Below are 23,957 nucleotides of genomic sequence, written 5' to 3'. Positions count from 1 at the left end.
CGGTCGCCGGGGCGGATCACCGGAAGGGCCGGCCCCGGCCCAGGGCGTCGGCGTACCCCCAGCGGCCCCGGATGTCGAGCAGCTCGATCTGGCCCATCTCCTCCGGCACCCCGGCGTCGACCGCCAGGTGGTCGTTGTGGGGTTCGAGGCCGAGCAGCGCGCGCAGCAGCAGCAGCGGCGCCCCGGCGGAGGGCGCGTACGGGTTGTCGGTGAAGTGGTGCGGCACGGGGACCCGGGTGACGGCCCGGTCGTAGCCGGCGAAGTACGGGGGCAGCGCGCCCTCGAAGTGCTGTCCCGCCTCCAGCAGCGCCAGCGCGATCCGGGCCGCCTCCTGGCGGAAGCCGTAGCGGCGCAGCCCCCAGACGATGAGGGAGTTGTCCGCCGGCCAGATCGCGCCGGTGTGGTGGCCCAGCGGATTGAACTGCCCCTCGGTGCTGGCCAGGGTGCGCACCCCCCAGCCGGAGAACAGGGCCGGCCCGAGGAGGTGGCCCACCACGCCCGCGGCGCGTTCCGGCGCGACGATCCCGCTCCACAGCAGGTGCCCGAGGTTGGACGCCAGCGCGTCGACGCGCTGGCCGTCGGCCTGCAACGCGAGCGCGTAGCAGCCCCGGTCGGGCATCCAGAAGTCCCGGTCGAACCGCTCCCGCAGCGCGACGGCGTCGCGTTCGAGCCGGTCGGCGTAGGCCGGGTCGTTCCAGAACAGCCGGGCCATCCGGGCCGCCCGCAGCCGGGCGTCGTAGGCGTACCCCTGGATCTCGCAGATCGCCTGCGGGTAGGTGGCGAGCCGGCCGTCGCGGAAGCAGATGGCCTGCGCCGAGTTGCGCCAGCTCTCGTTGACCGGCCCGGCCCGGCGCTGCCGGCGGCTGGACCAGACGTAGCCGTCGCCGACCGCGTCGGCGTAGTCGTCGAGCCAGCCGATCGCGGCGCGGACCTCGAACTCGTAGCGGCGGACCAGCTCGGCGTCGCCGGTCCAGCGTTCGTACTCGTCGAGCAGGATGACGAACAGCGGCGTGGTGTCGGCGGCGGAGAAGTCGGTCGCGTCGGGGGTGTCGGCGAAGGCGGCCGACTCGCCGTAGCGGCTCTCCTGGACGATCCGGCCCGGCTGCTCGCCGCGGAACGGGTCCATCCGGGCGCCCTGGCTCAGCGCCAGGATCCGCAGCGTGCTCACGGCCCGGTGCGGCAGGAACGGCAGCACCTGGAGGCTGCTGACCAGGCTCTCCCGGCCGAGCAGGGTCATCGACCAGGGCAGGCCGGTGGCGGGCAGCCGGTCGCGGTAGTTGAGGCCCTGGTAGTACAGGGCGGCCAGGTCGCGCACGCTGCGCCGGTACGCCTCGGCCAGCGGCCCGTGGTCGGCGCGCAGCTCGGGCACCCCGGCGACGATCTCGTCGATCTCCCGGCCGGCCTCGGCGCGGGACCGGTGGATGGAGCTGCGCAGCCGTTCCCGCAGGTCCCGTCGGCGCAGGTCCCGCACCAGGGTCAGCACGCGCAGCCGGACCGTCCAGGTGTCGTGCGGGGCGACGGAGACCACGAAGGAGAATCCACGCTCGTCGACGCTGGCGGGCGCGCTGGCCGAGACGACCGTCTCCCGGTGCAGGGTGTGTCTGCGGTAGTGCAGCCGCAGCGAGCTGTCGTCGATCGTGGTGGTCACCTCGCGGGCCCGGCGCAGGCCGTCGCGGATGTCCTGCACCTCCGCGAAGTCCGCCCCGACGTCCAGCCGGACGGTGTACCGCACCGGGTCCGCACCGTAGTTGAACAGGGTGACCTCCTCCTCGAAGGCCTCCCCCACGAAGCGGTGCCGCAGGATCGACGTGGTGGCGTTGACGTAGTGCGTGGGCTCGCCGGGCACCAGGGCGAACTTGGACTCGAAGGAGCGCACGTCGTCGATCGACAGTTCGGTGAGTCGTTCCCCGTCGAGGCTCAGCCGCCAGGTCGACAGGAAGCGGGTGTCGAAGAAGAAGAGGCCGAGCGGGGTGACCGGTTCGGCCACGACGTCCCCGTTGCGGGAGCTGATCATGAACATGTTGCCGTAGAAGATGCTGGTCGTGTCGTGTGACCCGACGCCGTCGCGCTCGACGTCGGGCAGCACGTCGGCGCCCGGTCCGGTGGCGCGGCTGTCGGCGTGGACGGGCAGCAGCCGGCGGAAGACCAGGAACAACGGCAGGTCGCCCTCGACGGACACCACGCCGCGAAAGAGCATCGCCACGCTGTGGTCGGCGCCGGCGACCAGCCGTTCGAACGTCTCGGGCCGCATCTCCACCAGGCAGTCCGGGTCGTGGCCGTGGCGGGCCACCCGGGCCCGCCCGCCGTCGAGGGTGACGAACCAGGTGCTGGTCGGCCCGTCGTCGGTGACGAAGCGGAACGCGATGAGCCCGGTGGGCGTGGTGGGCAGTCGGCCCCGGGACGCCTCCGGGAGGCCGGTGAAGAACCGGTCGAGTTCCGCGCTCACGGGGCGCTCCTGTCACCACGCACCCGCACACCCCTTCCGCTATAGCTGACGAAACGGATGTAATGGCACGAAGGCCACAGTACGCTATGGCGGCCCGCGACGGCCGCGCTTCAGTGGAACGAGAAGCTCACCCACCCACCGCCCGGGAGGGCCCGATGACCGACCGACACACCGCCGCCGGGATGCGCTACTGGACGTACGGACGCGGCCGGCGCGACACGTTTCTGCTGGTGCACGGCTGGTGCTGCGACCACCGGTTCATGGAGCCGGTCGCCCGGCACCTGGCCGGCCGACCCGCCCGGGTGATCGCGGTCGACATGCCGGGGCACGGGCAGAGCCCGCCGCCGCCCGAGGGCTACGGCGTGGAGCAGCTCGCCGCCCGGCTCCGGGCCCTGGCCGCCGAGCTCGACCTGCGGCGGGTGGTCGTGATCGGGCACAGCCTGGGCGGGGTCTGGTCGCTCGCCGCCGCCGCCGGCGACCGGGACCGCTTCGCCGGCCTGGTCATGCTCGACTCCGCCGTGGCCGGGCCGCCGGGTGCCGCCGCCGCGATCGAGGAGATCGCCCGGTCGCTGCGCGACGACACCACCGGCGCGGTCCGGGAGTCGATCGTCCGGTCGTACTTCCTGCCGCAGTCCGACCCCCGGCTGGTGGAGTGGGTGGTCTCGGCCATGGCGCGCCCGTCCACCGAGGTCGCGTACGCGCCGATCGCCGCCCTGGCCGCGTTCGTCGGCGACGGCGGCGACGAGGCGGCCCTGACCCGGTGGGACCGCCCGCTGCTCCTGGTCGGCAGCAACGCGCCGTTCGCCGACTACGCCCGGCTCGCCCGGCTGGCCCCGCAGGCGAACATCGGCCAGGCCGCCGGCTCGGGACACTTCGTCCAGCTCGAGGTGCCGGACCAGGTCAACGCGATGATCGACCGGCACCTGGAGCTCAGCGGCTGACCAGCCACCCGCGGGGGGCCCGCCCGGTCAGCGGGAGTAGTGCTCGACGACGAGCTGCTCGTCGCAGACCACCGGCACCTCGGCCCGCCGGGGCAGCCGGGTGAGCCGGGCGGCGAGGCCCGCCAGGTCGACGTCGAGGTACGGCGCGGGCCGCTGCGGCGCGTGCGCTCCCCCGGCGGCGACCAGGAACGGCGTCTTGCCCCGGCTGCGCGCGGCAACCGCGATCTCGTCGCCGGGGCGCAGCCGCGCCGACGGGCGGTCCACCCGGCGGCCGTTGACGGTCAGGTGCTGGTGGGTGACGAGCTGCCGGGCCTGGTAGATGGTGCGGGCGAACCCCGCGCGCAGCACGAGGGCGTCGAGCCGGGTCTCCAGGTCGACGACGAGCTCCTCGCCGGTCTTGCCCGGCCGGCGCGCCGCCCGGTCGAACGCCCGCCGCAGCTGCCCCTCCCGCAGGTCGTACTGCGCCTTGAGGCGCTGCTTCTCCAGCAGCCGGACCTTGTAGTCGCTGTCCTTGGTCCGGGCCCGGCCGTGGTCCCCGGGCGGGAACGGGCGGCGCTCCAGGTACCGCACGCACTTGGGGGTCAGGGCGATGCCGAGGCGGCGCGACCGCTTGGCCTTGGGGCGGGACTGATTCATCATCTGCCTCTCAGGTAAGGTAAGCCTAACCTAATAGGAGGTGCAGATGTCGGGCAACATCCCCCCGGCCACCGTCGCGGTGGCCGCCGGCACACCGGCCGAGCGGCTGCGTACCCTGCTCGTGGCCGCCGACTCGGTGACGCTGCTGACCCCGACGCACCGGGCCGAGCTCACCGGCCGGCACCGGGTGGGCCCCGACGGCCGGCTCCGCGTCGAGCTGCCGGCCGACTCCGGCGCGGCCCGGGAGCTGGCCCGGGAGGGGGACCTGCCCGCCGTCGTGCACGCGGCGGACCTCGCCCCGGTCCCGATGCCCGACCGGGTACGCGGCCGGGCCGCCCTCACCGGCTGGCTGACCGTCGAGGGGCTGCGCGGCCGGCGGCCCGACCTCGTCGCGGTGCTGCACCTCGCCACGGCCGGGATCACCGACACCGGCGGCACCACCCCGATCGACCCGGACGCGTTCGCCACGGCCCGCCCCGACCCGCTCGCCCCCGTCGAGACGGAGCTGCTGCGTCGCCTCGCCACCGACGCGAGCACCGTGGAACAGCTCACCGGGCTGGTCCCCGCGCGGCTGCGGCCCGCCGACGCCCGGATCCACCTGCTGCGGCTGGACCGCGCCGGCATCGTCCTGCGGGTGCAGGCCCCCGCCGGGTCCACCGCGCGTGCGCACGACGTGCGACTGCCCTTCGCCCGGCCGCTGCGCGACCCGGACCAGCTCGGCGCGCGCCTCGACGCGCTGCTCGGCCGGCCACCGCGCCGCGCCCTGCGCACCAGGGGGTGAGGGTCCACGCCCGACCGCCGGTGGCGGGCGTCGGTCATGCTCGAAGGGTGATTCGCTTTCTGTTGAACGTGTTGTGGCTCGTCTTCGGCGGCGGGATCGTCCTGGCCCTCGGGTACGGGATCGCGGCGCTGATCTGCTTCGTGCTGGTCGTCACGATCCCGTTCGGCGTCGCTTCGCTGCGCCTCGCCAGCTACTCGCTGTGGCCCTTCGGCCGGACGGTGGTGCCGAAGCCGGGCGCGGGCGTCGGCTCCGGTCTGGCCAACGTGCTGTGGGTGGTGCTCGCGGGCTGGTGGCTGGCCCTGTCGCACATCGTCGCCGGCGTCGCCCTCTGCGTCACGATCATCGGCATCCCGTTCGGGATCGCCAACTTCAAGCTCGTCCCCGCCGCGTTCTGGCCCCTGGGGCGGGAGGTCGTCGACGCGCCGTAGCCGCCGGTCGCCGGCCGGCCCCGAGGAGCGCGACGCCGCCGAGCCGGCGGCCCGGCGATGACCTGCGCCGTCGGGGTCAGGGGCGGTAGCGGTAGCCCATGCCCGGCTCGGTGATCAGGTGCCGGGGCCGGGCCGGGTCGTCCTCCAGCTTGCGCCGCAGTTGGGCCATGTACTGCCGCAGGTAGTTGGTCTCGTTCTGGTATTCCGGTCCCCACACGTCGTGCAGCAGCTGCCGCTGGCTGACCAGCTTGCCGGGGTGGCGCAGCAGCTTGTCGAGCACCGCCCACTGGGTGGGGGTGAGCCGCACCGGCGCGCCGTCGTCGCGGGTGACCGTGCGGTCGACCAGGTCGACCGTGTGCCGCCCCACGCGCGGGGCCGGGGTCGCGCCGTCCGCCGACGGGGTGGCGAGGCGGCGGGTGACGGCGCGGATGCGGGCGAGCAGTTCGTCGACGCCGAAGGGCTTGGTGACGTAGTCGTCGGCGCCCGCGTCGAGGGCGGCGACCTTGTCCTCGCTGCCGGCCCGGCCCGACAGCACGATGATCGGCACGCTCGTCCACCCGCGCAGGCCCCGGATCACCTCCACGCCGTCGAGGTCGGGCAGCCCGAGGTCGAGCACCACCAGGTCCGGCGGGTGGGCGGCGGCGGCCTTCAACGCGGCCGTGCCGGTCTCGGCGACCCGCACGTCATAGCCGCGGGCACGCAGGTTGATGCGCAGCGCGCGCAGGATCTGGGGCTCGTCGTCGACGACGAGGATGCGGCTCATCCCTGCGGCCCCTCCGGCTTCCCTTGTGCCTCCGGCTGGTGCTGCGCTTGCGGCCCATGCCGTTCCCCGGCCTCCGGCGGCCCGGGCCGGCCCGGTGGACCAGCGGCGGGCAGGCGCAGCACCATGGTCAGCCCCCCACCGGGGGTGGTCTCGGGGGTGATGGTGCCACCCATGGCCTCGACGAGCCCGCGGGACAGGGCGAGACCGAGGCCCACCCCGGCCTGGTTGTCGCGGTCGCCGAGGCGCTGGAACGGCAGGAAGACGTGCTCCCACTGGTCGGCGGGGATGCCGGGGCCGGTGTCGACCACCCGCAGCTCGACCTGGCCGGCGTGGGCGCTGGCGGCGACGGTGGGTGGGCGGCCGGGCGGGCTGTGCCGCAGGGCGTTCGCGACGACGTTGACCAGCACGCGTTCCAGCAGCCCGGGGTCGGCCCACGCGGCGGGCAGGTCCGCGGGCAGGTCGGTGCCGACGTCGGCGGCGGCCGGGCCGAGCTCGTCCAACGCCCGGGGCACCACGTCCTCCAGCCCGACGGCGGTGGCGGTGACGCCGAGCGCGCCGGCCTGCAACCGGCTCATGTCCAGCAGGTTCGCCACCAGCCGACCCAGCCGGTCGAGGGACTCGTCGGCGGTGGCGAGCAGCTCCTCGCGGTCGTCGGCGTCGAACTCGACGTCGGGGCTGCGCAGGCTGCTCACCGCCGCCTTCGCCGACGCCAGGGGCGTACGCAGGTCGTGGCTGACGGCGGCGAGCAGCGCGGTGCGCATCCGGTCGGCCTCCGCGAGGGGCCCGGCGGCGGCGGCCTGAACGGCGAGGCGTTCCTGTCGCAGCGCGACGGCGGCCTGGGCGGCGAACGCCTCGACGACGCGCCGGTCGGCGGCCGCCAACCGCCGGCCGGACAGCACGACGGTGAGCGTGTCGTCGACGGGCACGGCCGTCTCCCCCGCGTCGGGGCTGCCGGCCGGGGCGTCCCCGACGCTGGCCACCACCCGCCAGGCGGCCCGGTCCCGGTCCCGGTCGGGGCGGCCCCGCGCCTCGTCGACCAGCTCCAGGACGCTGACCGCGCGCAGCGCGAACGTCTCCCGCAGCCGGTCCAGCAGGGCCGGCAGCGGGCGCTCGCCGCGCAGCACGCCGCCGGCCACGGTGGCGAGGGTCTGCGCGTCGGCGGAGGCCCGGGCGGCCTCCCGGGTGCGTCGGGCGGCCACGTCGACGACCCAGCTCACGGCGACGGCGACGCTGACGAAGACGCCCAGCGCCAACAGGTTGTCGGCCTCGGCGATGGTCAGCGTGCGGTACGGCGGGGTGAAGAACCAGTTGAGCAGCAGCGACCCGCCGAGGGCCGCGACCAGCGCCGGCCAGAGGCCGCCGACCAGGGCCACCCCCACGACCCCGGCGAGGAACAGCAGGATGTCGTTGGTGAGGGTGAGATCCGGCAGGGTGCGCAGCGCCAGGGTGAGCGCCGGCATGCCGAGCGCCGCGAGGGCGAAGCCGAGCAGCCTGCGCCGCCGCGACAGGGCGGCCGGTGTGGCGGCGGCCCGCCGGCCGCGCCCGGCCTCGGGGTGGGTGACCAGGTGCACGTCGATCGGCCCGGACAGGGCGGTGGTGGTGACGCCGACGCCCCGGGAGAAGAGCTGGGCGAACCGGCCCCGCCGGCTCGCGCCGAGCACGAGCTGGGTGGCGTTGACACCCCGGGCGAAGTCGAGCAGCGCCGCCGGGACGTCCGCGCCGAGCACCTGGTGGTAGGTGCCGCCGAGGCCCTCGACGAGGACCCGCTGGCGGGCCAGCCGGGCGGGGTCGGCGCCGGCCAGGCCGTCGCTGCGGGCGACGTGCACGGCCAGCAGGTCCGCGCCCCGGCCCCGGGCGGCGATCCGGGCGGCGCGGCGGATCAGCGTGTCCCCCTCCGGCCCGCCGGTCAGGGCCACGACGACACGTTCGCGGGCCTCCCAGGTGTCGGAGATGCCCTGCTGGGCGCGGTACGCGCCGAGCTGGTCGTCGACGGTGTCGGCGAGCCAGAGCAGGGCCAGCTCGCGCAGGGCGGTGAGGTTGCCGACCCGGAAGTAGTTGCCGAGGGCGGCGTCGATCCGGTCGGGGCCGTAGACGTTGCCGTGGGCCATCCGCCGGCGCAGCGCCTCCGGGGTCATGTCGACGAGCTCGACCTGCTCGGCGGCGCGGACGACGGCGTCCGGGACGGTCTCGCGCTGGGTGGTGCCGGTGATCCGGGCGACCACGTCGTTGAGCGACTCCAGGTGCTGGACGTTGACGGTGGTCAGCACGGTGATGCCGGCGTCGAGCAGCTCCCGCACGTCCTGCCAGCGCTTGTCGTGGCGGGAACCGGGCACGTTGGTGTGGGCCAGCTCGTCGACGACGGCGACCTCGGGGCGGCGGGCCAGCACGCCGTCGAGGTCCAGCTCGGTGAGCTGCACGCCCCGGTGGGTGAGGATCCGCCGGGGCACCTGTTCGAGGTCGCCGACCATGGCGGCGGTGTGCGGGCGGCCGTGGGTCTCGACCAGCCCGATCACCACGTCGGTGCCGCGCGCGGCCCGCCGTCGGGCCTCTTCGAGCATCGCGTACGTCTTGCCGACGCCGGGCGCGGCCCCGAGGTAGACGCGCAGCTCTCCGGTGGGCACCGTGTTCCTCCTTCCGTGGGTCGACGTCGTCCGGGCGGGCATCGCCGGGGCGGGCCGGCGGTGGTCCGCCCCGGCGAGGGTTCACCGAGCGGGGAACCACCGGTCGAGGGCGAGGTTCAGCTCCAGCACGTTAACGCCGGGCTCGCCCAGGAAGCCCAGCGCCCGGCCGGTGGTGTGCGCGGCCACCAGCCGCCGGACGGCCGCCGGGTCCGCGCCGCGCTCGCGGGCCACGCGGGTGACCTGGAGTTCGGCGTACGCGGGGCTGATGTGCGGGTCGAGGCCGCTGCCGCTGGCGGTCACCGCGTCGGCGGGCACGGCCGGGTCGGCCGGGGCGTCGCCGCGCACCGGGACGATCACCGCCCCGGCCGCGACGTAGTCCTCGCCGGGCCGCGCCAGCTCCACCGCGACGCCCTGCCAGGCTGCCACGAACGGGGTGGCGGGTGCGGTCTGGTTGACGCTGACGACCCGGGTGACCGGGCCGGTGAACCCGTCGCGGTGGAACACGCCGAGGACCGCGCCGACCCCGTCGACGGTGCAGTACGGCCGCCGCCCGTCCACCCCGTTCAGCGCGCCGACGGCCCGGCTGCGGGCGCAGACCCGGGTGAGCAGGCTCGCCGACGAGTCGGCGGGGTCGGCGGCCAGGGTGTCGACGACGCTCTCCGGGCCGAGGTTGCTCGCCGCCGTGGCGGTGGGATCGTAGCCGTCGCCGGCCGCCGAGGGGCGGGACTGGAAGTAGCGCGGGACGGGGTCGCCGTCGGCGTCGGTGAACGCCTGGCCGATGACCGCGCTGCCGACGGTCCGGCCGCCGGCGGTGACGAGCGATCCGTCGGCGCGGGCGTCGAGGCCGGGCAGCCGGCCGGCGGCGACCAGGGCGAGCGGGTACGCGAGGCCGAGCAGGGCGGTGAGCACGAGCAGGGCGCGCAGGGCGGCCAGGTGTTGGGCGAGCCAGGTGGGTAGGCGCATCACGAGATCCCCGGGACGAACTGGACGAGCAGGTCGATGAGCTTGATGCCGACGAACGGCACGACGATGCCGCCGAGGCCGTAGACCAGCAGGTTGCGGCGCAGCAGCGTCGTCGCCGCCGCCGGCCGGTAGCGCACGCCCCGCAGGGCCAGCGGGATGAGCGCGACGATGACGATCGCGTTGAACACGACGGCCGAGAGGATCGCGGACTCCGGGCTGGCCAGCCGCATGACGTTCAGCGTGTCCAGGCCCGGGTAGATGCCGGCGAACATGGCCGGGATGATCGCGAAGTACTTCGCGATGTCGTTGGCGATGGAGAAGGTGGTCAGGGCGCCCCGGGTGATGAGGAGTTGCTTGCCGATCTCGACGATCTCGATGAGCTTGGTCGGGTCGGAGTCGAGGTCGACCATGTTGCCGGCCTCCTTCGCCGCCGACGTGCCGGTGTTCATGGCCACCCCGACGTCGGCCTGGGCCAGCGCCGGGGCGTCGTTGGTGCCGTCACCGGTCATCGCGACCAACCGGCCGCCGGCCTGCTCGCGCCTGATCAGGTCGAGCTTGTCCTCCGGCGTGGCCTCGGCGAGGAAGTCGTCGACGCCGGCCTCGTCGGCGATCGCCTGCGCGGTGCGGGGGTTGTCGCCCGTGATCATGACGGTGCGGATGCCCATCCGGCGCATCTCGTCGAAGCGCTCCCGCATGCCCGGCTTGACCACGTCCTTGAGGTGGATCACGCCGAGCGCCCGCGCCGGTGCGCCCCGGACGTGCTCGGCCACCACGAGCGGGGTGCCGCCGAGCCCGCTGATCTCGTCGACCACCCGGCCGACCTGCTCGGTGGGGTGGCCGCCGTGCTCACGGACCCACTTCGTCACGGCTGCCGCCGCGCCCTTTCGGACCCGCCGGGCGGGACCGGTGGCGTCGCCGTCCGGGGCGAGGTCGACGCCGCTCATCCGGGTCTGGGCGGTGAACGGCACGAACGTGGCGTGCGGCACGAGGCCCGGTTCCCGCTCCCGCAGCCCGAAGGCGTTCCTGGCGAGGACGACCACGGACCGGCCCTCGGGGGTCTCGTCGGCGAGGCTGGACAGTTGGGCCGCGTCGGCCAGCTCGGCGGCGTCGACCCCGTCGACGGGCCGGAACTCGGCCGCCTGCCGGTTGCCGAGGGTGATGGTGCCGGTCTTGTCCAGCAGCAGGGTGTGCACGTCACCGGCGGCCTCGACGGCCCGGCCGCTCATGGCCAGCACGTTGCGCTGCACCAGGCGGTCCATGCCGGCGATGCCGATCGCCGAGAGCAACGCGCCGATGGTGGTGGGAATGAGGCAGACCAGCAACGACACCAGCACCACGCCGCTGACGCCGGCCTCGGTGATCGCGCCGGTGTCCGGCGCCGCGCCCTGGTAGCCCTTCGAGAAGACGGCGAGGGGCTGGAGCGTGACCACGGCCAGCAGGAAGATGAGGGTGAGCGCGGCGAGCAGGATGTTGAGCGCGATCTCGTTCGGCGTCTTCTGCCGGTTCGCGCCCTCGACCAGGGCGATCATCCGGTCGACGAAGCTCTCCCCCGGCCGCTGGGTGATCCGCACGACGATCCGGTCGGAGAGCACCCTCGTGCCGCCGGTGACGGCGCTGCGGTCGCCGCCGGACTCCCGGATGACGGGGGCGGACTCGCCGGTGATGGCCGACTCGTCGACGCTGGCGATGCCCTCGACGACGTCGCCGTCACCGGGGATGATCCCGCCGGCGCGGACGAGCACGACGTCGCCCTGCCGCAGCTCGGCGGCGGGCACCGCCTCGTCCCGGTAGGCGTCGGCGGGCGCGCCCGCAGACCAGCCGACCAGCCGGGTGGCGATGGTCTCCTGCTTGGCCCGGCGCAGGGTGGCGGCCTGGGCCTTGCCGCGCCCCTCGGCGACGGCCTCGGCGAGGTTGGCGAAGACCACGGTGAGCCAGAGCCAGCCGGTGATGGCCCAGGCGAAGACCGAGGGGTCGGTCACGGCGAGCACGGTGGTGAAGGCCGCGCCGAGCTCCACGATCAGCAGCACCGGGTTGCGCCACAGGGTGCGCGGGTCGAGCTTGCGCAGCGCGTCCGGCAGGGCGGCCAGGAGCTGCCCCGGGTCGAGCAGGCCGCCGCCGGCCGGGTTGCCCCGGGTGGCGGGCGTGCCGGCGGTGCCCGCGTCGGCGGTGCCGTGCGGTGCCGGCATGGACGTTGTCATGTCCTTCTCTCTCATGGTGGTCACAGCCCCTCGGCGAGGGGGCCGAGCGCGAGGGCGGGCAGGAAGGTCAGCGCGACCAGAATCACCGTGACGCCGACGACCATCCCGACGAACAGCGGCCGGTGGGTCGGCAGGGTGCCCGCGGTGGCGGGGGTGGGCGCCTGGCGGGCCAGGGCGCCGGCCAGGGCGAGCACGAAGATGATCGGCAGGAACCGGCCCAGCAGCATGCACAGGCCCAGGGCGGTGTTCCACCACGGGGTGCCGACCGTGATGCCGGCGAACGCGGAGCCGTTGTTGTTGCTCGCCGAGGTGAACGCGTAGAGCACCTCGGACAGGCCGTGCGGGCCGGCGTTCAGGGCCGTCGAGTCGTTGCCGGTGGCGAAGGCAGCCGCCGTCCCGGCCAGCACCAACGCCGGGGTGACCAGGAAGTACAGCGACGCGAGCTTGATCTCCCGTGCGCCGATCTTCTTGCCCACGTACTCCGGGGTCCGGCCCACCATCAGGCCGGCGACGAAGACGGTGATCACCGCGAGGACCAGCATCCCGTAGAGGCCGGAGCCGACACCGCCGGGCGCCACCTCGCCGAGCATCATGTTGACCAGCGGCATCATCCCGCCCAGGGCCGTGTACGAGTCGTGGAACGAGTTCACCGCGCCGGTGGAGGTGAGCGTCGTCGCCGCGGCGAAGGTCGCCGAGCCCGACACCCCGAAGCGCACCTCCTTGCCCTCCAGCGCCGCCCCGACCGCCTGGGGCACCGTGCCGTGGCCGGCCAGCTCGAAAACGTTGGTCAGGGCGACGCTCGCCACCGCCAGGATCGCCGTGACCGCGACGATGGCGTACCCCTGCCGGTGCTGGCCGACCATCCGGCCGAACACCCGGGGCAGGCTGAACGGGATCACCAGGAGGAGGAAGATCTCCAGCCAGTTCGTCCAGGCCGTCGGGTTCTCGAACGGATGGGCGCTGTTGGCGTTGTAGAAGCCGCCGCCGTTGGTGCCCAGCTCCTTGATCACTTCCTGGCTGGCCACGGGCCCGCCGGTGATCGTCTGGGTCCCGCCGGTGAGCGTGGTGACGTCGGTGCCGGCGGAGAGGTTCTGCACCACGCCGCCGAGCATCAGCACGAGCGCCCCGAGCACCGCCACGGGCAGCAGGACCCGCAGCACGATCCGGGTCAGGTCGACCCAGAAGTTGCCCAGCTCACCCGTGCGGCCCCGGGCGAACCCGCGGACCAGGGCGACCGCGACGGCGATGCCGACGGCGGCGGAGACGAAGTTCTGCACCGCCAGCCCGGCCATCTGCACCAGGTGGCCCATGGTCGACTCGCCCGAATACCACTGCCAGTTCGTGTTGGTCACGAACGACACGGCGGTGTTCCACGCGCCGTGCGGCACCACCGGGGCGAAGCCCAGGGACAGCCACAGGTGGTCCTGCACGCGCTGGAACGCGTACAGGAAGAGGATCGAGACGGCGGAGAAGGCCAGCACCGCGCGGGCGTACACGCCCCAGGTCTGCCCGGCGGCCGGGTCGACCCCGACCAGGCGGTAGACGACCCGCTCGACGCGGGCGTGCCGGGTGCCCGCCACCACGCGGTACAGGTGGTCGCCGAACGGCCGGTAGGCGGCGGCCAGGGCCGCCACGAGCGAGAGCGCGGACAGCGCGCCGGCTGTCGTCGTGGTCATCAGAACCGCTCCGGGAACAGCAGGGCGATCACCAGGAGCACGCCCAGGCCGATCGCCAGCACCAGGCCGACGGCGTTGACGGCGTTCACAGCTTCTCCACGCCCCTCACCAGGAGGGCGAGCGCCGCGAACAGCGCCACCGTCACCAGCACGTACCCCAGGTCGGACACGGTCGTTTCCTCCTACCGGACACGGTCGCCGCGACCGGGCCGGCCGCGCCGGGCCATCACATCCCGCCACGCGGCGCGCGGACAGGGGCCATAACGCGACCGTGACGGCGACGGGCCGTTTCTTGACGCCGTTTTCACGCGGACCGGTCGCGGCCGTGAGGGCGGTCACCCCCGCCGGGCCGGAGCCGTCGCGCCGGCGCGGCCCGACGGGGAGGCGGCAGGGTGACCGCCCGGTCGCGCAGCGCCACGGAGCGGACGCTGAGCGCGGGAAAACGCGCTCCGGAGGTACTTCCCGGTAACCCGGCTATTGACCGGTTTTCAACGGCCCGCAATACTCCCCCGTGTTAGCGCTCACATCCAGGTCCGTCCGGCCGGGGCGCGGCGCGTCGGGCCCCGGGCACGGCGCGCCCGGGGCGGTGCCGATGTCCAGGAGGCACACATGTTCCGACCGCACCCACTGCTCGGCCTCGCGGCGGCCGCGCTGGTGGCCACCACCGTCGCCACCGCCGCGCCCGGCCTGGCCAGGACGCCGGCCCCGCAGCCCGAATACACCATCACCGTCGACCCGGCCGCCGCCGGCACCCCGATCAGCGACTCCATGTACGGGGTGTTCTTCGAGGACATCAACTTCGCCGCCGACGGCGGGCTCTACGCCGAGCTGGTCCGCAACCGCTCCTTCGAGTTCGGCCCGGCCGACAACCGGTCCTACACGCCGCTGACCGGCTGGACGCCCACCGCCGACGCCGGCGGCGTCGGCACCGCGTCCACGGCGGACGACGCCGCCCGGCTGCACGAGCGCAACCGCACCTACCTGCGCCTCGACCTCGACAACCCCGGCGGCGGCCGGTACGGCGTGACGAACGCCGGCTTCACCACCGGGATCGCGCTGCGCGCCGGCGGCGCGTACGACTTCTCGGTCTGGGCCCGCACCGACGCCGCCGCCGGGACCCCCCTGACCGTCACCCTGCACGACGCCGCGGGCCGGCCGCTCGCCGCGCCCCTGACCCGCGCCGTGCGCGGCGACCGCTGGACGAAGTACACCGGGACGCTGAAGGCGACCCGCACCACCGACGCCGGCCGACTGTCCGTGCGCGCGGGCGGCACCGGCGTCCTGCGGCTGGACATGGTCTCGCTGTTCCCCCGCGACACCTTCCGCAAGCGCCCCAACGGCCTGCGCCGCGACCTCGCCGAGAAGATCGCGGCGCTGAAGCCCGGCTTCGTCCGCTTCCCCGGCGGCTGCCTGGTCAACACCGGCAGCATGTCCGGCTACGACGCCGCCTCGAACTGGCCCCGGGCCCGCTCCTACCAGTGGAAGGACACCGTCGGCCCGGTCGAGACCCGCGCCACCAACGCCAACTTCTGGGGCTACAACCAGTCCTACGGCCTGGGCTACTACGAGTACTTCCAGTTCGCCGAGGACATCGGCGCGATGCCGCTGCCCGTCGTGCCCGCCCTGGTCACCGGCTGCGGCCAGAACCAGGCCACCGCCGACGAGGCCCTGCTGCAACGCCACATCGCCGACACCCTCGACCTGATCGAGTTCGCCAACGGCCCGGCCAGCTCCACCTGGGGCCGCCTGCGCGCCTCGATGGGGCACCCCAGGCCGTTCGGCCTGACCCACCTCGCCGTCGGCAACGAGGAGAACCTGCCGGACGCCTACTTCGCCAACTTCCAGAAGTTCCGCGCGGCGATCGAGGCGGCGCACCCGGGGATCACCGTGATCGGCAACTCCGGCCCCGACGACGCCGGCGGCACCTTCGACCGGCTCTGGCAGCTCAACCGCGACGCCGGCGTCGACATGGTCGACGAGCACTACTACAACAGCCCGGCGTGGTTCCTGCAGAACACCACCCGCTACGACTCCTACGACCGCGCCGGCCCGAAGGTCTTCCTCGGCGAGTACGCCTCACAGGGCAACAAGCTGGCCAACTCGCTGGCCGAGGCGGCGTACCTGACCGGCCTGGAGCGCAACGCCGACGTGGTGCGGATGGCCTCGTACGCGCCGCTGCTGGCCAACGTGGACAACGTCCAGTGGCGGCCCGACCTGATCTGGTTCGACAACGACGAGTCGTGGGGCTCCACCAGCTACCAGGTGCAGAAGCTGTTCATGAACAACGTCGGCGACCGGACCGTGCCGAGCCGGGTCACCGGCCCGTCCACCGCGCCGACGCCGATCACCGGCGGGATCGGCCTGTCGACCTGGGCCACCTCGGCGACGTACGACGACGTGCGGGTGACCACCCCCGACGGCACGGTGCTGTTCGCCGACGACTTCTCCGCCGGGGCCGACGCCTGGACGCCGCTGGCGAACCGGGGCTCCTGGTCGGTGGTCGACGGCGCGTACACCCAGTCGGACACCGGCGCGCAGGACACGCTGGTCAGGGCCGCCGACGTCACGGCCAGCGACTACGACCTGACGCTCAAGGCCCGCAAGAACGCCGGCGCGGAGGGCTTCCTCGTCGCGTTCGGGGTGAAGGACTCCGGCAACTTCTACTGGTGGAACCTCGGCGGCTGGAACAACACCCAGGGCGCGGTGGAGAAGGCCACCAACGGGGCCAAGGAGACCCTGGTCGCCAAGCCGAACCGGATCACCACCGGCACCACGTACGACGTGCGGGTGCAGGTGCGCGGCACGAAGGTCACGCTGTTCCTCGACGGCCAGGAGTGGGCCAGCTTCACCGACGACCGGGTGACCCGCACGTTCACCCAGGTCGTCACCCGCGACGACGCCACCGGCGAGCTGATCGTGAAGGTGGTCAACGCCCAGGACCGGCCCGCCGTGACCCGGGTGGACCTGGGCGGGCTGCGGGTGCGCGACCGGGCCCGGATGACCGTGATCACCGGCGACCCGGGCGAGCAGAACACCCGCTCGGCCGAGCCGATCCAGCCGGCCACCCGGACCGTCGGCGGCATCGCCGGCACGTTCACCCGCACCTTCGCGCCGAACTCCGTCACCTTCCTGCGCATCCGGACCAAGTGAGGTAGCCACGATGACGTACTCGATGAGCCGACGTGTCCTGCTGCGCGGCGGGCTGGGCGTGGCGGCGACCGGCATGGTCGCCGGGCTGTCCTCCGCGGCCACCGCCGGCCCCCGGCCGGGCGTGGCCCGCACCGACGCCGAGGTCTACGGCGTCACCACCGTCGACCCGCTGATCACCCAGCGCGCCGACCCGTTCATCACCCGCCCGGTCGCCGGGACGTACTACTTCACCGGCTCCGTGCCGGAGTACGACCGGATCGTCGTGCGCGGCGCGTCCACCATCGCCGGCCTGGCCACCGCGGCCGAGTCCGTGATCTGGCGGCGGCCCGCCAGCGGACGGATGGCCGGGCACATCTGGGCGCCGGAGCTGCACCGCATCGACGGGCGGTGGTACATCTACTTCGCCGCCGGGGACTCCGACAACGTGTTCCGCATCCGGATGTACGTGCTGGAGTCGGGGCTGGCCGACCCGCGCGACCCCGCCGGGTGGACGCTGCGCGGCCAGATCGCGACGGAGTGGGACGACTTCTCCCTCGACGCGACCACCTTCGCGCACGCCGGGCGGCGCTACCTGGTGTGGGCGCAGGCCGAGCCGGAGATCGCGGTCAACACCAGCCTGTACATCGCCGAGATGAACACGCCGTGGTCCATCCGCACCAAGCCGGTGCGCATCGCCACCCCGACGCGGGCGTGGGAGACGCAGGGCTTCGCGGTCAACGAGGGCCCGGCGGTGCTGGTGCGCAACGGGCGGGTGTTCCTGACCTTCTCCGCCAGCGCCACGGACGCCCGCTACTGCATGGGCCTGCTGACCGCCGACGCGGGCGCGAACCTGCTGGACAACCGGTCGTGGGTGAAGACCCCCGACCCGGTCTTCGCCACCTGGGAGCAGACCCGGCGGTACGGCCCGGGACACAACTCGTTCACCGTCGCCGAGGACGGGGTGACCGACGTCCTCGTCTACCACGCCCGCGACTACCGCGACATCACCGGCGACCCGCTCTACGACCCCAACCGGCACACCCGGGTGCAGCGGCTGTACTGGCACGGCGACGGCTCCCCGCTGTTCGGGGTGCCCGTGGGCGAGGGCGGCCCGATCGTGCGCCTGTCCCCCGCCGACGCCCGCGGCGCGTTCGTGCGGCACTGGGAGTACGTGCTGCGGGTCGACTCCGGCGTGCGCGAGCTGGCCGACACCCAGTTCCGGTTCGTGCCGGGGCTGGCCGGCGCGGGCACCGAGTCGCTGCGGTCGGTCAACTTCCCCGACCGGTACGTCCGCGTCGTCGACGGGACCGTCCAGATCGTCCCGGTGGCGGCCGGCAGCCCCGAGGCGACCTCGGCGAGTTTCCGTCGGGTGCCCCGCGACGGCGGCGGGATCTCCCTCCAGCTCGCCGGCGACGCCACCGCGTACCTGCGGCACGACCGGGGCCGGCTGATCGTCGGGCCGGCGGCCGGGAACCGGACGACGTTCCTGCTGAGCTGACCGGCGCGTGGCGGTGGCCCGGCCGGGCCACCGCCACGACGCGCCACTGATCGACGTACCCGAATGGGCGGGGCCGGTCGGTGTGAGCGCGCACATGGCGGTTCCCGGCCGCCGCGCCGACCCGTCAGGTCGCGATGTCCGGGTACGGCAGGTCGAAGTGGGCTAGCCTTGCGGCGTACGCCTTCTGGTACTCCAGCGGCTCGGTGTTGTCCCGCTCGAACATGGCGATGAACAGCGTCAGGGTGAGGAACGGGTGGGCGCCCAGCTGGAACAGCGCGACGTGGTCGTGGGCGATCAGCGCGGCCCGCTCGGCCGGGGTGAACCGCAGCCAGGTGCTCGCCTCGCCGGTGTGGCAGTTGAGCACGGCGTTGGCCCGCTCGGCCTCCCACCACCGCACCAGGGCCTCCGGGTCGGCCCGGTAGCGCTCCACCAGCTCCGGGTCCCGGTCGACGGTGTAGAGGAACTTGTCCAGCAGGTATTTGCTCATGCCGGCGCTCCGTTCGGGTACCAGGTGAAGTAGGCCTCCATCGTGTGGAACAGGTCGAGGGTGTCGACGTGGTCGGCCTTCGCGCCCGCGCCCGCGACACCCATCATGAGCATGAAGTCCATGAAGCCGTGGGTGGCGTTGCCGGGGGCGTGCAGGCTGTCGAGGGTCACCTCCGAGAGGCAGCCGTCGAGGTCGCCGTTGGCGATCCACTCCACGGCCCGGCGGTCGAACTCGGGGTCGGGGCCGTGCGGGCCGAACTGGCGGGGCCCGCCGAGCTCCAGCGACAGGTGGCCGGTGCCGATGATCGCCACCCGCAGGTGCGACGGCCACGACTCGACGATCTCGCGGATGGCCTGGCCGAGCTGGACGAAGCGCTTCGGCTGCGGCAGCGGCGGGGCGAAGATGTTGGTGTAGATCGGCACGATCGGCAGGTCGGCCTCGGGGCGCAGCGTGACGATCGGGCAGGTGATGCTGTGGTCGATGCGCAGCTCGTTGCTGAACGCCAGGTCGAAGCCGGCGTCCAGGCCGGCGCGCAGGATGTGCCCGGACAGGTCCTCCTGGCCGGTGAGCAGCATCCGCGGCAGCCCGAACTCGCGTTCCTCGTTGTACCAGTTCGCGTCGTAGAACGGAGCCTTGCCGACGAGGAACTGCGGCATGTTGTCGAGCCAGAGCTGGTGGAAGTGGTCGGAGCCGACCATCACCAGGACGTCCGGCCTCGCCCTGGTCAGGGTCTCCCGGAAGGCGAGGATCTTGCTGACCCACTCGTCGGCGAAGGGGGGACGGTCCGCGCCGGTGGCGGTGCTGGCCCGGTAGTAGAACGGGTGGTGGGTGGAGGCGATCACCGCGACGACGGTGGCCATGGCGGCTCCTTGACGGTCAGCTCTCGGGTGGTTGGTAGACGGCGTTGCGGTCGACGGCGAGGTAGACGTCCATGCCGATCGGGTCGCGGCGCTCCTCGGCGAGGTGGCCGAGCAGCCCGGCGGCGCGGGCGAGCAGGGCGAAGCCGCGCAGCAGCTCGACGGGCAGGCCCAGGTCGGCCAGCGCCGCGCCGCACACGCCGGCCCCGTTGAGCGGCAGGGTGCGCCCCAGCACCTGCGGGTGGACCCGGCCGATGGCCTCGAACAGGCGCAGGTGCGGCCCGCGCAGGCCCTCCTCCTCGGCGATGCGGATCAGCACCGGCGTGCGCGGGTCCCGCTCCTTGTGCACCGGGTGGCCCAGCCCGGGAACGAGGCGCCTGTCGGCGCGGGCCCGGCGCACCGCGTCGAGGGCGATGGCGTCCCAGTCGTCGGGCCCGGCGGCGGTCCCCGCGGCGTCGCCGGCGGCGGAGAGGGTGTCGGCGAGGAAGCGCCCGCAGTCCTCGGTGACGCCGAGGAAGCGGGAGCCGCCGCCGAGCAGGCCGGCGGCGAGCGCGCCCTGGAGGGACTCCGGCGCGCTGAGGTACGTCAGCCGGGCGGCGATCGCGGTCGGGGTGAAGCCGTGGTCGGCGAGCGCCACCAGCACGGCCTCGAACACGCGCACCTCGCCCGGGGTGGGGCGGCGGCCGGCGACCAGCCAGTAGGCCAGCTCGCCGAAGCCGACCGAGCCCATCAGGTCGGCCGCAAGGTCGTGGCCGAGCAGCCGGATCGTGGTCGGGTCGGAGGTGCCGAGGGAGGTGGGGAAGCTCAGCTCGTCAGCCATGCGCGGATCTCCTCGCCGTGCTCGTCGAGACCCGGCGGCGGCAGCTCGTACCGGGCCGGGGTGTCGGAGAAGGTGATCGGGTTGCGGACGCCGGGCACGTCGCCGACGGTGACCACGGGGTCGAGGCCGAGCTCCTCGGCCAGGGCGACCCCGCCGTCGATGGTGTTGATCGGGGCGCAGGGCACCCCGGCGGCGAGCAGGTCGCGGAACCACTCGTCCTTGGTGCGCCGGGCCAGCCGCTCGACGAGGATCGGGCGCAGGGCCTCGCGGTGGGCGGTGCGGTCCTGGTTGCGGCCGAAGCGGGGGTCGTCGGGCAGGTCGGGCAGGTCGAGCACCTGGCACAGCTTGCGGAACTGCCCGTCGTTGCCGGCGATGACGATGAGCTCGCCGTCGGCGGTGGGCAGCGGCTCGTAGGGGAACAGGCTCGGGTGGGCGTTGCCCATCCGGAACGGCACGGTGCCGCCGGCGACGTACCCGCTGCTGTGGTTGACCAGGCCGGACAGGGCCGAGGAGAGCAGGTTGACCTCGACGTGCTGGCCGGTGCCGGTGCGGGCGCGGTGGTGCAGGGCGGCGAGGATGCCGATGCTGGCGTGCAGGCCGGCCATCACGTCGAACACGGAGATCCCGGCCCGGTAGGGCGGGCCGTCGGGGTCGCCGGTGAGGCTCATCAGGCCGGAGATCGCCTGGACCATCAGGTCGTAGCCGGGGTAGTTCGCGCCCGCGCCGGCGCCGAAGCCGCTGATGGAGGCGTAGACGACGCGGGAGTTGCCGGCGGCGACGGTGGCGTAGTCCAGGCCGAAGCGGGTCAGGCCACCGGGCCGGAAGTTCTCGATCATGACGTCGGCGCGGGCGGCGAGCCGTCGGGCGACGTCGAGGTCGGCGGGGTCCTTCAGGTCCAGGGCGATCGAGCGCTTGTTGCGGTTGATGCCGAGGTAGTAGGTGGAGACCTCGTCGCGCACCGGCGGCATCCAGGTGCGGGTGTCGTCGCCGGCCGGGCCCTCCACCTTGATCACCTGCGCGCCGAGGTCGGCCAGGAGCATCGTCGCGTACGGCCCGGCGAGGATGCGCGAGAAGTCCGCGACGAGGAGCCCGTCCAGTGGCCCCGAGTGTTGCTCCCCCATAACCCGATCACCCCTCCTCGACCGCCAGGCGGACAGGCGTCCGCCGTTTCGCCAGTCTTGCCGCCCGCCGCGCCGCTGTCAACGGCTGCACGCTGGCAATACGCTGGACACATCGGGTGACCGGAATGCCGGGTAGAGGGTAGGGTGACCGGTACCGAAACATGTTCTTGACATGCCTCGTGGCCCGGAACACACTTGCGCCAATCGGCTCGCCGACCGCTGCACGGACATCCGTCCGCAGGATGGGCGGGCCCCGACCCGGGAAGGGGTGGTGGCCGCGATGAGCGCAGGCGACCCGACGGCGCACGGCCGGCCGGTGGTGTTCCGCAACGGGCTGGTGCTGACCATGGACGACCGGCACACGGTGCTGCCGGACGCCGACGTCCTCGTCGTCGGCGGCCGCATCGCGGCCGTGGGCGTCGGCCTCGAAGCGCCCGCCGACGCGGTCGAGATCGACGCCACCGGCGGGATCCTCATGCCCGGCATGATCGACACGCACCGGCACATGTGGCAGACGGCCATGCGCGGCTACGGCGCCGACTGGACCCTCACCCAGTACTTCGTCTGGTACTACCTGGACCACGGCCGGCTGTTCCGCCCCGAGGACGTGCACGCCGGCAACGTGCTCGCCGCCCTGGAGGCGATCGACGCCGGGGTCACCACCACCGTCGACTGGTCGCACGGCCTGCGCACCGTCGAGCACGCCGACGCGGCGGCCGACGCCCTCGAATCCGTGCCCGGCCGGTTCGTCCTCGCCTACGGCAACATCCAGCAGGGCCCCTGGGAGTGGGCCACCAGCCCCGAGTTCCGCGACTTCCACCGCCGGCGCGTCGACGGGGGCCGCCTCGGCTTCCAGCTCGCCTTCGACGTCACCGGCGACCCGTCGTTCCCCGAGAAGGCCGCCTTCGAGGTCGCCCGGGAACTGGACGTGCCGGTGACCACTCACGCCGGGGTCTGGGGCGCCACCAACGACGACGGCATCCGGCTCATGCACGAGCACGGCTTCATGACCCCGTCCACGGTCTACGTGCACGCCGCCACGCTCAACCCCGACTCGTACCACCGCATCGCCGCCACCGGCGGCTCCGTGTCGGTGTCCACCGAGAGCGAGCAGAGCGCCGGCCAGGGCTACCCGCCCACCTGGGCGCTGCGCCGGCACGGCATCGGCGTCTCGCTGTCGATGGACACCAGCGTCTGGTGGAGCGGCGACCTCTTCTCGGCCATGCGCGCCACCCTCGGCGCGGACCGCGCCCGGGAGCACCTCGACGCGCACGCCCGCCAGGAGACCGTCACCCACGCCCACCTGCGCGCCGAGCACGTCGTCGACTGGGCCACCCGGGGCGGCAGCCGCGCCCTCGGCATGGACTCGCAGGTGGGCAGCCTCCAGGTTGGCCGCAGGGCCGACGTGGTGCTGCTCAAGAACGACGCCTCGCCGGTGATGTTCCCGCTGCTCAACCCCTACGGGCACGTGGCCTTCCAGGCGCAGCGCGGCGACGTGCACACCGTGCTGGTCGACGGCCGGGTGGTCAAGCACGAGCACCGGCTGGTCGGGGTGGACCTGGCCGCCGCGCGGCGCGGGGTCGAGGCGACGGTGTCGTACCTGATGGACGCCATGGGCGAGGAGGCGTGGCGCACGGGCATGAACCCCGACATCCCGGCCACCGCGGTGCTCGACAACCCGTACACGTACACCGAGTGGGACGCCGGCTCGGCCCAGTGGAAGCATTAGCCTGCCGCCCGGGTGACCGCCCGGGCGGCCGGTCGAGCACGGACGGAGGGAGCCCGATGGCACGCGAGGCGGGACCGGACTTCATCGAGGCCCTGGCCCGCGGGCTCGACGTGCTGCGCTGCTTCCGGCCGGGCCAGGCGGTGATGACGCTCAGCGAGATCGCGGGCGTCACCGGTCTGGCCCGGCCCACCGTCCGCCGCATCCTGCTCACCCTGGAGGAGCTCGGCTACGTCCGGGTCGCCGACCGGGGCTACGCGCTCACCCCCCGGGTGTTGGAGCTCGGCATGTCCTACATCAACTCGCTGACCATGTGGGACGTCGCCCGGCCGCACATGCAGCGGCTCGTCGGGCAGACCGGCGAGTCCACCTCGATGGCCCAGCTCGACGGGGGCGACATCGTCTACGTCGCGCGGGTCGCCGTACCGAAGATCGTCACCCTGGCGGTGACCATCGGCACCCGCTTCCCCGCCCCCGCCACGTCGATGGGCAAGGTCCTGCTCGCCGCGCTCGACCCCGCCGACCTGGACCGGGCCCTGGCCGAGCCGGGCCGCTCCGGGGTCGTCTCGCGGTGGCAGCCGGACCGGGCCGAGCTGGACCGGGCGCTGCGCGACGTGCGGGCCAAGGGCTGGGCGCTCGCGGACCAGGACCTCGCCCCCGGCATCCGCTCGGTGGCCACCGGCGTGCGCAACGGCGACGGCCGCATCGTCGCCGCGCTGAACGTGACCGTGCACGCGGCGGACACCAGCGTGGAGACCCTGGTCGACGAGCACCTGCCGCGCCTGCTGCGCACCGCCGCCGACATCAGCCGCGACTGGGCGCTGCGCGACAGCGTCCCGCTCGCCGCCCCCGCCGCCGGCTGACCGG

At 73.9% G+C, this 23,957-nt stretch carries 19 protein-coding genes; 7 read left to right on the top strand and 12 right to left on the bottom strand.

Annotation, left to right across the window (positions count from 1 at the left end):
- Window positions 1–16 precede the first annotated feature (16 nt).
- On the bottom strand, window positions 17–2,446 hold the full coding sequence (locus O7628_RS27530) for a glycogen debranching N-terminal domain-containing protein (protein WP_278134993.1): 2,430 nt from the start codon (window positions 2,444–2,446) through the stop codon (window positions 17–19).
- Window positions 2,447–2,601: 155 nt separating this feature from the next.
- Here O7628_RS27530 and O7628_RS27525 point away from each other — a divergent pair, with 155 nt between their 5' ends.
- The gene (locus O7628_RS27525) at window positions 2,602–3,387 is read left to right on the top strand and encodes an alpha/beta hydrolase (protein ID WP_278134990.1); all 786 of its coding nucleotides are present in this window, start codon (window positions 2,602–2,604) and stop codon (window positions 3,385–3,387) included.
- A 27-nt stretch (window positions 3,388–3,414) separates the two neighbouring features.
- On the opposite strand, the gene rpsD is transcribed toward O7628_RS27525, so the two are convergent.
- Window positions 3,415–4,023: a 30S ribosomal protein S4 gene (rpsD, locus tag O7628_RS27520; protein WP_278136424.1), complete on the bottom strand. Its 609-nt coding sequence runs from the start codon at window positions 4,021–4,023 to the stop codon at window positions 3,415–3,417.
- Window positions 4,024–4,069: 46 nt separating this feature from the next.
- On the opposite strand from rpsD, the gene O7628_RS27515 reads away from it, so the two are divergent.
- Together O7628_RS27515 and O7628_RS27510 are read left to right on the top strand one after the other, a co-directional pair.
- Window positions 4,070–4,804, top strand: coding sequence for a DUF2470 domain-containing protein (locus tag O7628_RS27515; protein WP_278134988.1), 735 nt, complete (start codon window positions 4,070–4,072; stop codon window positions 4,802–4,804).
- Window positions 4,805–4,851: 47 nt separating this feature from the next.
- Window positions 4,852–5,232: a YccF domain-containing protein gene (locus tag O7628_RS27510; RefSeq protein ID WP_178064749.1), complete on the top strand. Its 381-nt coding sequence runs from the start codon at window positions 4,852–4,854 to the stop codon at window positions 5,230–5,232.
- 76 nt (window positions 5,233–5,308) lie between these two features.
- Here the strand turns inward: O7628_RS27510 and O7628_RS27505 are convergent, their stop codons facing one another.
- The 6 genes from O7628_RS27505 to kdpF all read right to left on the bottom strand — a co-directional run bounded on the left by O7628_RS27505 (window position 5,309) and on the right by kdpF (window position 13,542).
- Window positions 5,309–5,995 carry a response regulator gene (locus tag O7628_RS27505; RefSeq protein WP_074476083.1) on the bottom strand — a complete coding sequence of 229 codons (687 nt, stop codon included), beginning with the start codon at window positions 5,993–5,995 and terminating at the stop codon, window positions 5,309–5,311.
- The gene (locus tag O7628_RS27500; protein WP_278134985.1) at window positions 5,992–8,616 is read right to left on the bottom strand and encodes a DUF4118 domain-containing protein; all 2,625 of its coding nucleotides are present in this window, start codon (window positions 8,614–8,616) and stop codon (window positions 5,992–5,994) included. Before O7628_RS27500 ends, O7628_RS27505 begins: the two co-directional genes overlap by 4 nt.
- A gap of 81 nt (window positions 8,617–8,697) precedes the next feature.
- On the bottom strand, window positions 8,698–9,579 hold the full coding sequence (locus O7628_RS27495; protein WP_278134983.1) for a potassium-transporting ATPase subunit C: 882 nt from the start codon (window positions 9,577–9,579) through the stop codon (window positions 8,698–8,700).
- Window positions 9,579–11,765: a potassium-transporting ATPase subunit KdpB gene (gene kdpB, locus O7628_RS27490; RefSeq protein WP_278136423.1), complete on the bottom strand. Its 2,187-nt coding sequence runs from the start codon at window positions 11,763–11,765 to the stop codon at window positions 9,579–9,581. Before kdpB ends, O7628_RS27495 begins: the two co-directional genes overlap by 1 nt.
- A 32-nt stretch (window positions 11,766–11,797) precedes the next feature.
- Window positions 11,798–13,453 (bottom strand): potassium-transporting ATPase subunit KdpA, encoded by a 1,656-nt coding sequence (gene kdpA, locus O7628_RS27485; RefSeq protein ID WP_278134982.1) that lies wholly within the window; start codon window positions 13,451–13,453, stop codon window positions 11,798–11,800.
- Entirely contained in the window at window positions 13,453–13,542 is a 90-nt protein-coding gene (kdpF, locus tag O7628_RS27480; protein WP_278134980.1) for a K(+)-transporting ATPase subunit F, read from the bottom strand. The genes kdpA and kdpF overlap by 1 nt, the downstream gene beginning before the upstream one ends.
- Before the next feature lie 519 nt (window positions 13,543–14,061).
- Between kdpF and O7628_RS27475 the strand changes: the two genes are divergently transcribed.
- Both O7628_RS27475 and O7628_RS27470 read left to right on the top strand, forming a co-directional pair.
- A complete protein-coding gene (locus tag O7628_RS27475; RefSeq protein WP_278134978.1) occupies window positions 14,062–16,602 on the top strand; it encodes an alpha-L-arabinofuranosidase C-terminal domain-containing protein in 2,541 nt (846 codons plus the stop codon).
- A 22-nt stretch (window positions 16,603–16,624) separates the two neighbouring features.
- On the top strand, window positions 16,625–18,079 hold the full coding sequence (locus O7628_RS27470; protein ID WP_278134976.1) for a family 43 glycosylhydrolase: 1,455 nt from the start codon (window positions 16,625–16,627) through the stop codon (window positions 18,077–18,079).
- Between the two features lie 124 nt (window positions 18,080–18,203).
- Here O7628_RS27470 and O7628_RS27465 read toward each other — a convergent pair whose 3' ends face one another.
- From O7628_RS27465 to O7628_RS27450, 4 genes are read right to left on the bottom strand one after another with little or no spacing between them, the layout of a single operon-like run.
- Window positions 18,204–18,566, bottom strand: a complete 363-nt coding sequence (locus O7628_RS27465; RefSeq protein ID WP_278134974.1) for a hypothetical protein — start codon at window positions 18,564–18,566, stop codon at window positions 18,204–18,206.
- Complete coding sequence (locus O7628_RS27460; protein ID WP_074476092.1) at window positions 18,563–19,426, bottom strand: extradiol ring-cleavage dioxygenase; 864 nt, start codon at window positions 19,424–19,426, stop codon at window positions 18,563–18,565. The genes O7628_RS27465 and O7628_RS27460 overlap by 4 nt, the downstream gene beginning before the upstream one ends.
- 16 nt (window positions 19,427–19,442) lie before the next feature.
- The gene (locus O7628_RS27455; RefSeq protein ID WP_278134970.1) at window positions 19,443–20,243 is read right to left on the bottom strand and encodes a citryl-CoA lyase; all 801 of its coding nucleotides are present in this window, start codon (window positions 20,241–20,243) and stop codon (window positions 19,443–19,445) included.
- Window positions 20,228–21,364 carry a CoA transferase gene (locus O7628_RS27450; protein WP_278134968.1) on the bottom strand — a complete coding sequence of 379 codons (1,137 nt, stop codon included), beginning with the start codon at window positions 21,362–21,364 and terminating at the stop codon, window positions 20,228–20,230. The genes O7628_RS27455 and O7628_RS27450 overlap by 16 nt, the downstream gene beginning before the upstream one ends.
- A gap of 280 nt (window positions 21,365–21,644) precedes the next feature.
- Between O7628_RS27450 and O7628_RS27445 the strand changes: the two genes are divergently transcribed.
- The gene (locus O7628_RS27445) at window positions 21,645–23,093 is read left to right on the top strand and encodes an amidohydrolase family protein (RefSeq protein WP_278134966.1); all 1,449 of its coding nucleotides are present in this window, start codon (window positions 21,645–21,647) and stop codon (window positions 23,091–23,093) included.
- Window positions 23,094–23,149: 56 nt separating this feature from the next.
- Window positions 23,150–23,953, top strand: coding sequence for an IclR family transcriptional regulator C-terminal domain-containing protein (locus O7628_RS27440; RefSeq protein WP_278134964.1), 804 nt, complete (start codon window positions 23,150–23,152; stop codon window positions 23,951–23,953).
- Window positions 23,954–23,957: the final 4 nt, after the last annotated feature.

Source organism: Micromonospora sp. WMMD956 (assembly GCF_029626125.1).
GTDB lineage: Bacteria > Actinomycetota > Actinomycetes > Mycobacteriales > Micromonosporaceae > Micromonospora > Micromonospora carbonacea.
This window is presented reverse-complemented; position numbering and strand designations above follow the sequence as displayed.

Excerpts from the sequence above, each read along its gene's own strand:
- O7628_RS27495 (WP_278134983.1), bottom strand. The coding sequence starts at position 9,579 with ATGCGCCTACCCACCTGGCTCGCCCAACACCTGGCCGCCCTGCGCGCC.
- O7628_RS27465 (WP_278134974.1), bottom strand. The coding sequence starts at position 18,566 with ATGAGCAAATACCTGCTGGACAAGTTCCTCTACACCGTCGACCGGGAC.
- O7628_RS27470 (WP_278134976.1), top strand. The coding sequence starts at position 16,625 with ATGAGCCGACGTGTCCTGCTGCGCGGCGGGCTGGGCGTGGCGGCGACC.
- kdpA (WP_278134982.1), bottom strand. The coding sequence starts at position 13,453 with ATGACCACGACGACAGCCGGCGCGCTGTCCGCGCTCTCGCTCGTGGCG.
- O7628_RS27515 (WP_278134988.1), top strand. The coding sequence starts at position 4,070 with ATGTCGGGCAACATCCCCCCGGCCACCGTCGCGGTGGCCGCCGGCACA.
- O7628_RS27445 (WP_278134966.1), top strand. The coding sequence starts at position 21,645 with ATGAGCGCAGGCGACCCGACGGCGCACGGCCGGCCGGTGGTGTTCCGC.
- O7628_RS27460 (WP_074476092.1), bottom strand. The coding sequence starts at position 19,426 with ATGGCCACCGTCGTCGCGGTGATCGCCTCCACCCACCACCCGTTCTAC.
- O7628_RS27440 (WP_278134964.1), top strand. The coding sequence starts at position 23,150 with ATGGCACGCGAGGCGGGACCGGACTTCATCGAGGCCCTGGCCCGCGGG.
- rpsD (WP_278136424.1), bottom strand. The coding sequence starts at position 4,023 with ATGAATCAGTCCCGCCCCAAGGCCAAGCGGTCGCGCCGCCTCGGCATC.
- O7628_RS27475 (WP_278134978.1), top strand. The coding sequence starts at position 14,062 with ATGTTCCGACCGCACCCACTGCTCGGCCTCGCGGCGGCCGCGCTGGTG.
- O7628_RS27455 (WP_278134970.1), bottom strand. The coding sequence starts at position 20,243 with ATGGCTGACGAGCTGAGCTTCCCCACCTCCCTCGGCACCTCCGACCCG.
- kdpB (WP_278136423.1), bottom strand. The coding sequence starts at position 11,765 with ATGCCGGCACCGCACGGCACCGCCGACGCGGGCACCGCCGGCACGCCC.
- O7628_RS27525 (WP_278134990.1), top strand. The coding sequence starts at position 2,602 with ATGACCGACCGACACACCGCCGCCGGGATGCGCTACTGGACGTACGGA.
- O7628_RS27450 (WP_278134968.1), bottom strand. The coding sequence starts at position 21,364 with ATGGGGGAGCAACACTCGGGGCCACTGGACGGGCTCCTCGTCGCGGAC.
- O7628_RS27505 (WP_074476083.1), bottom strand. The coding sequence starts at position 5,995 with ATGAGCCGCATCCTCGTCGTCGACGACGAGCCCCAGATCCTGCGCGCG.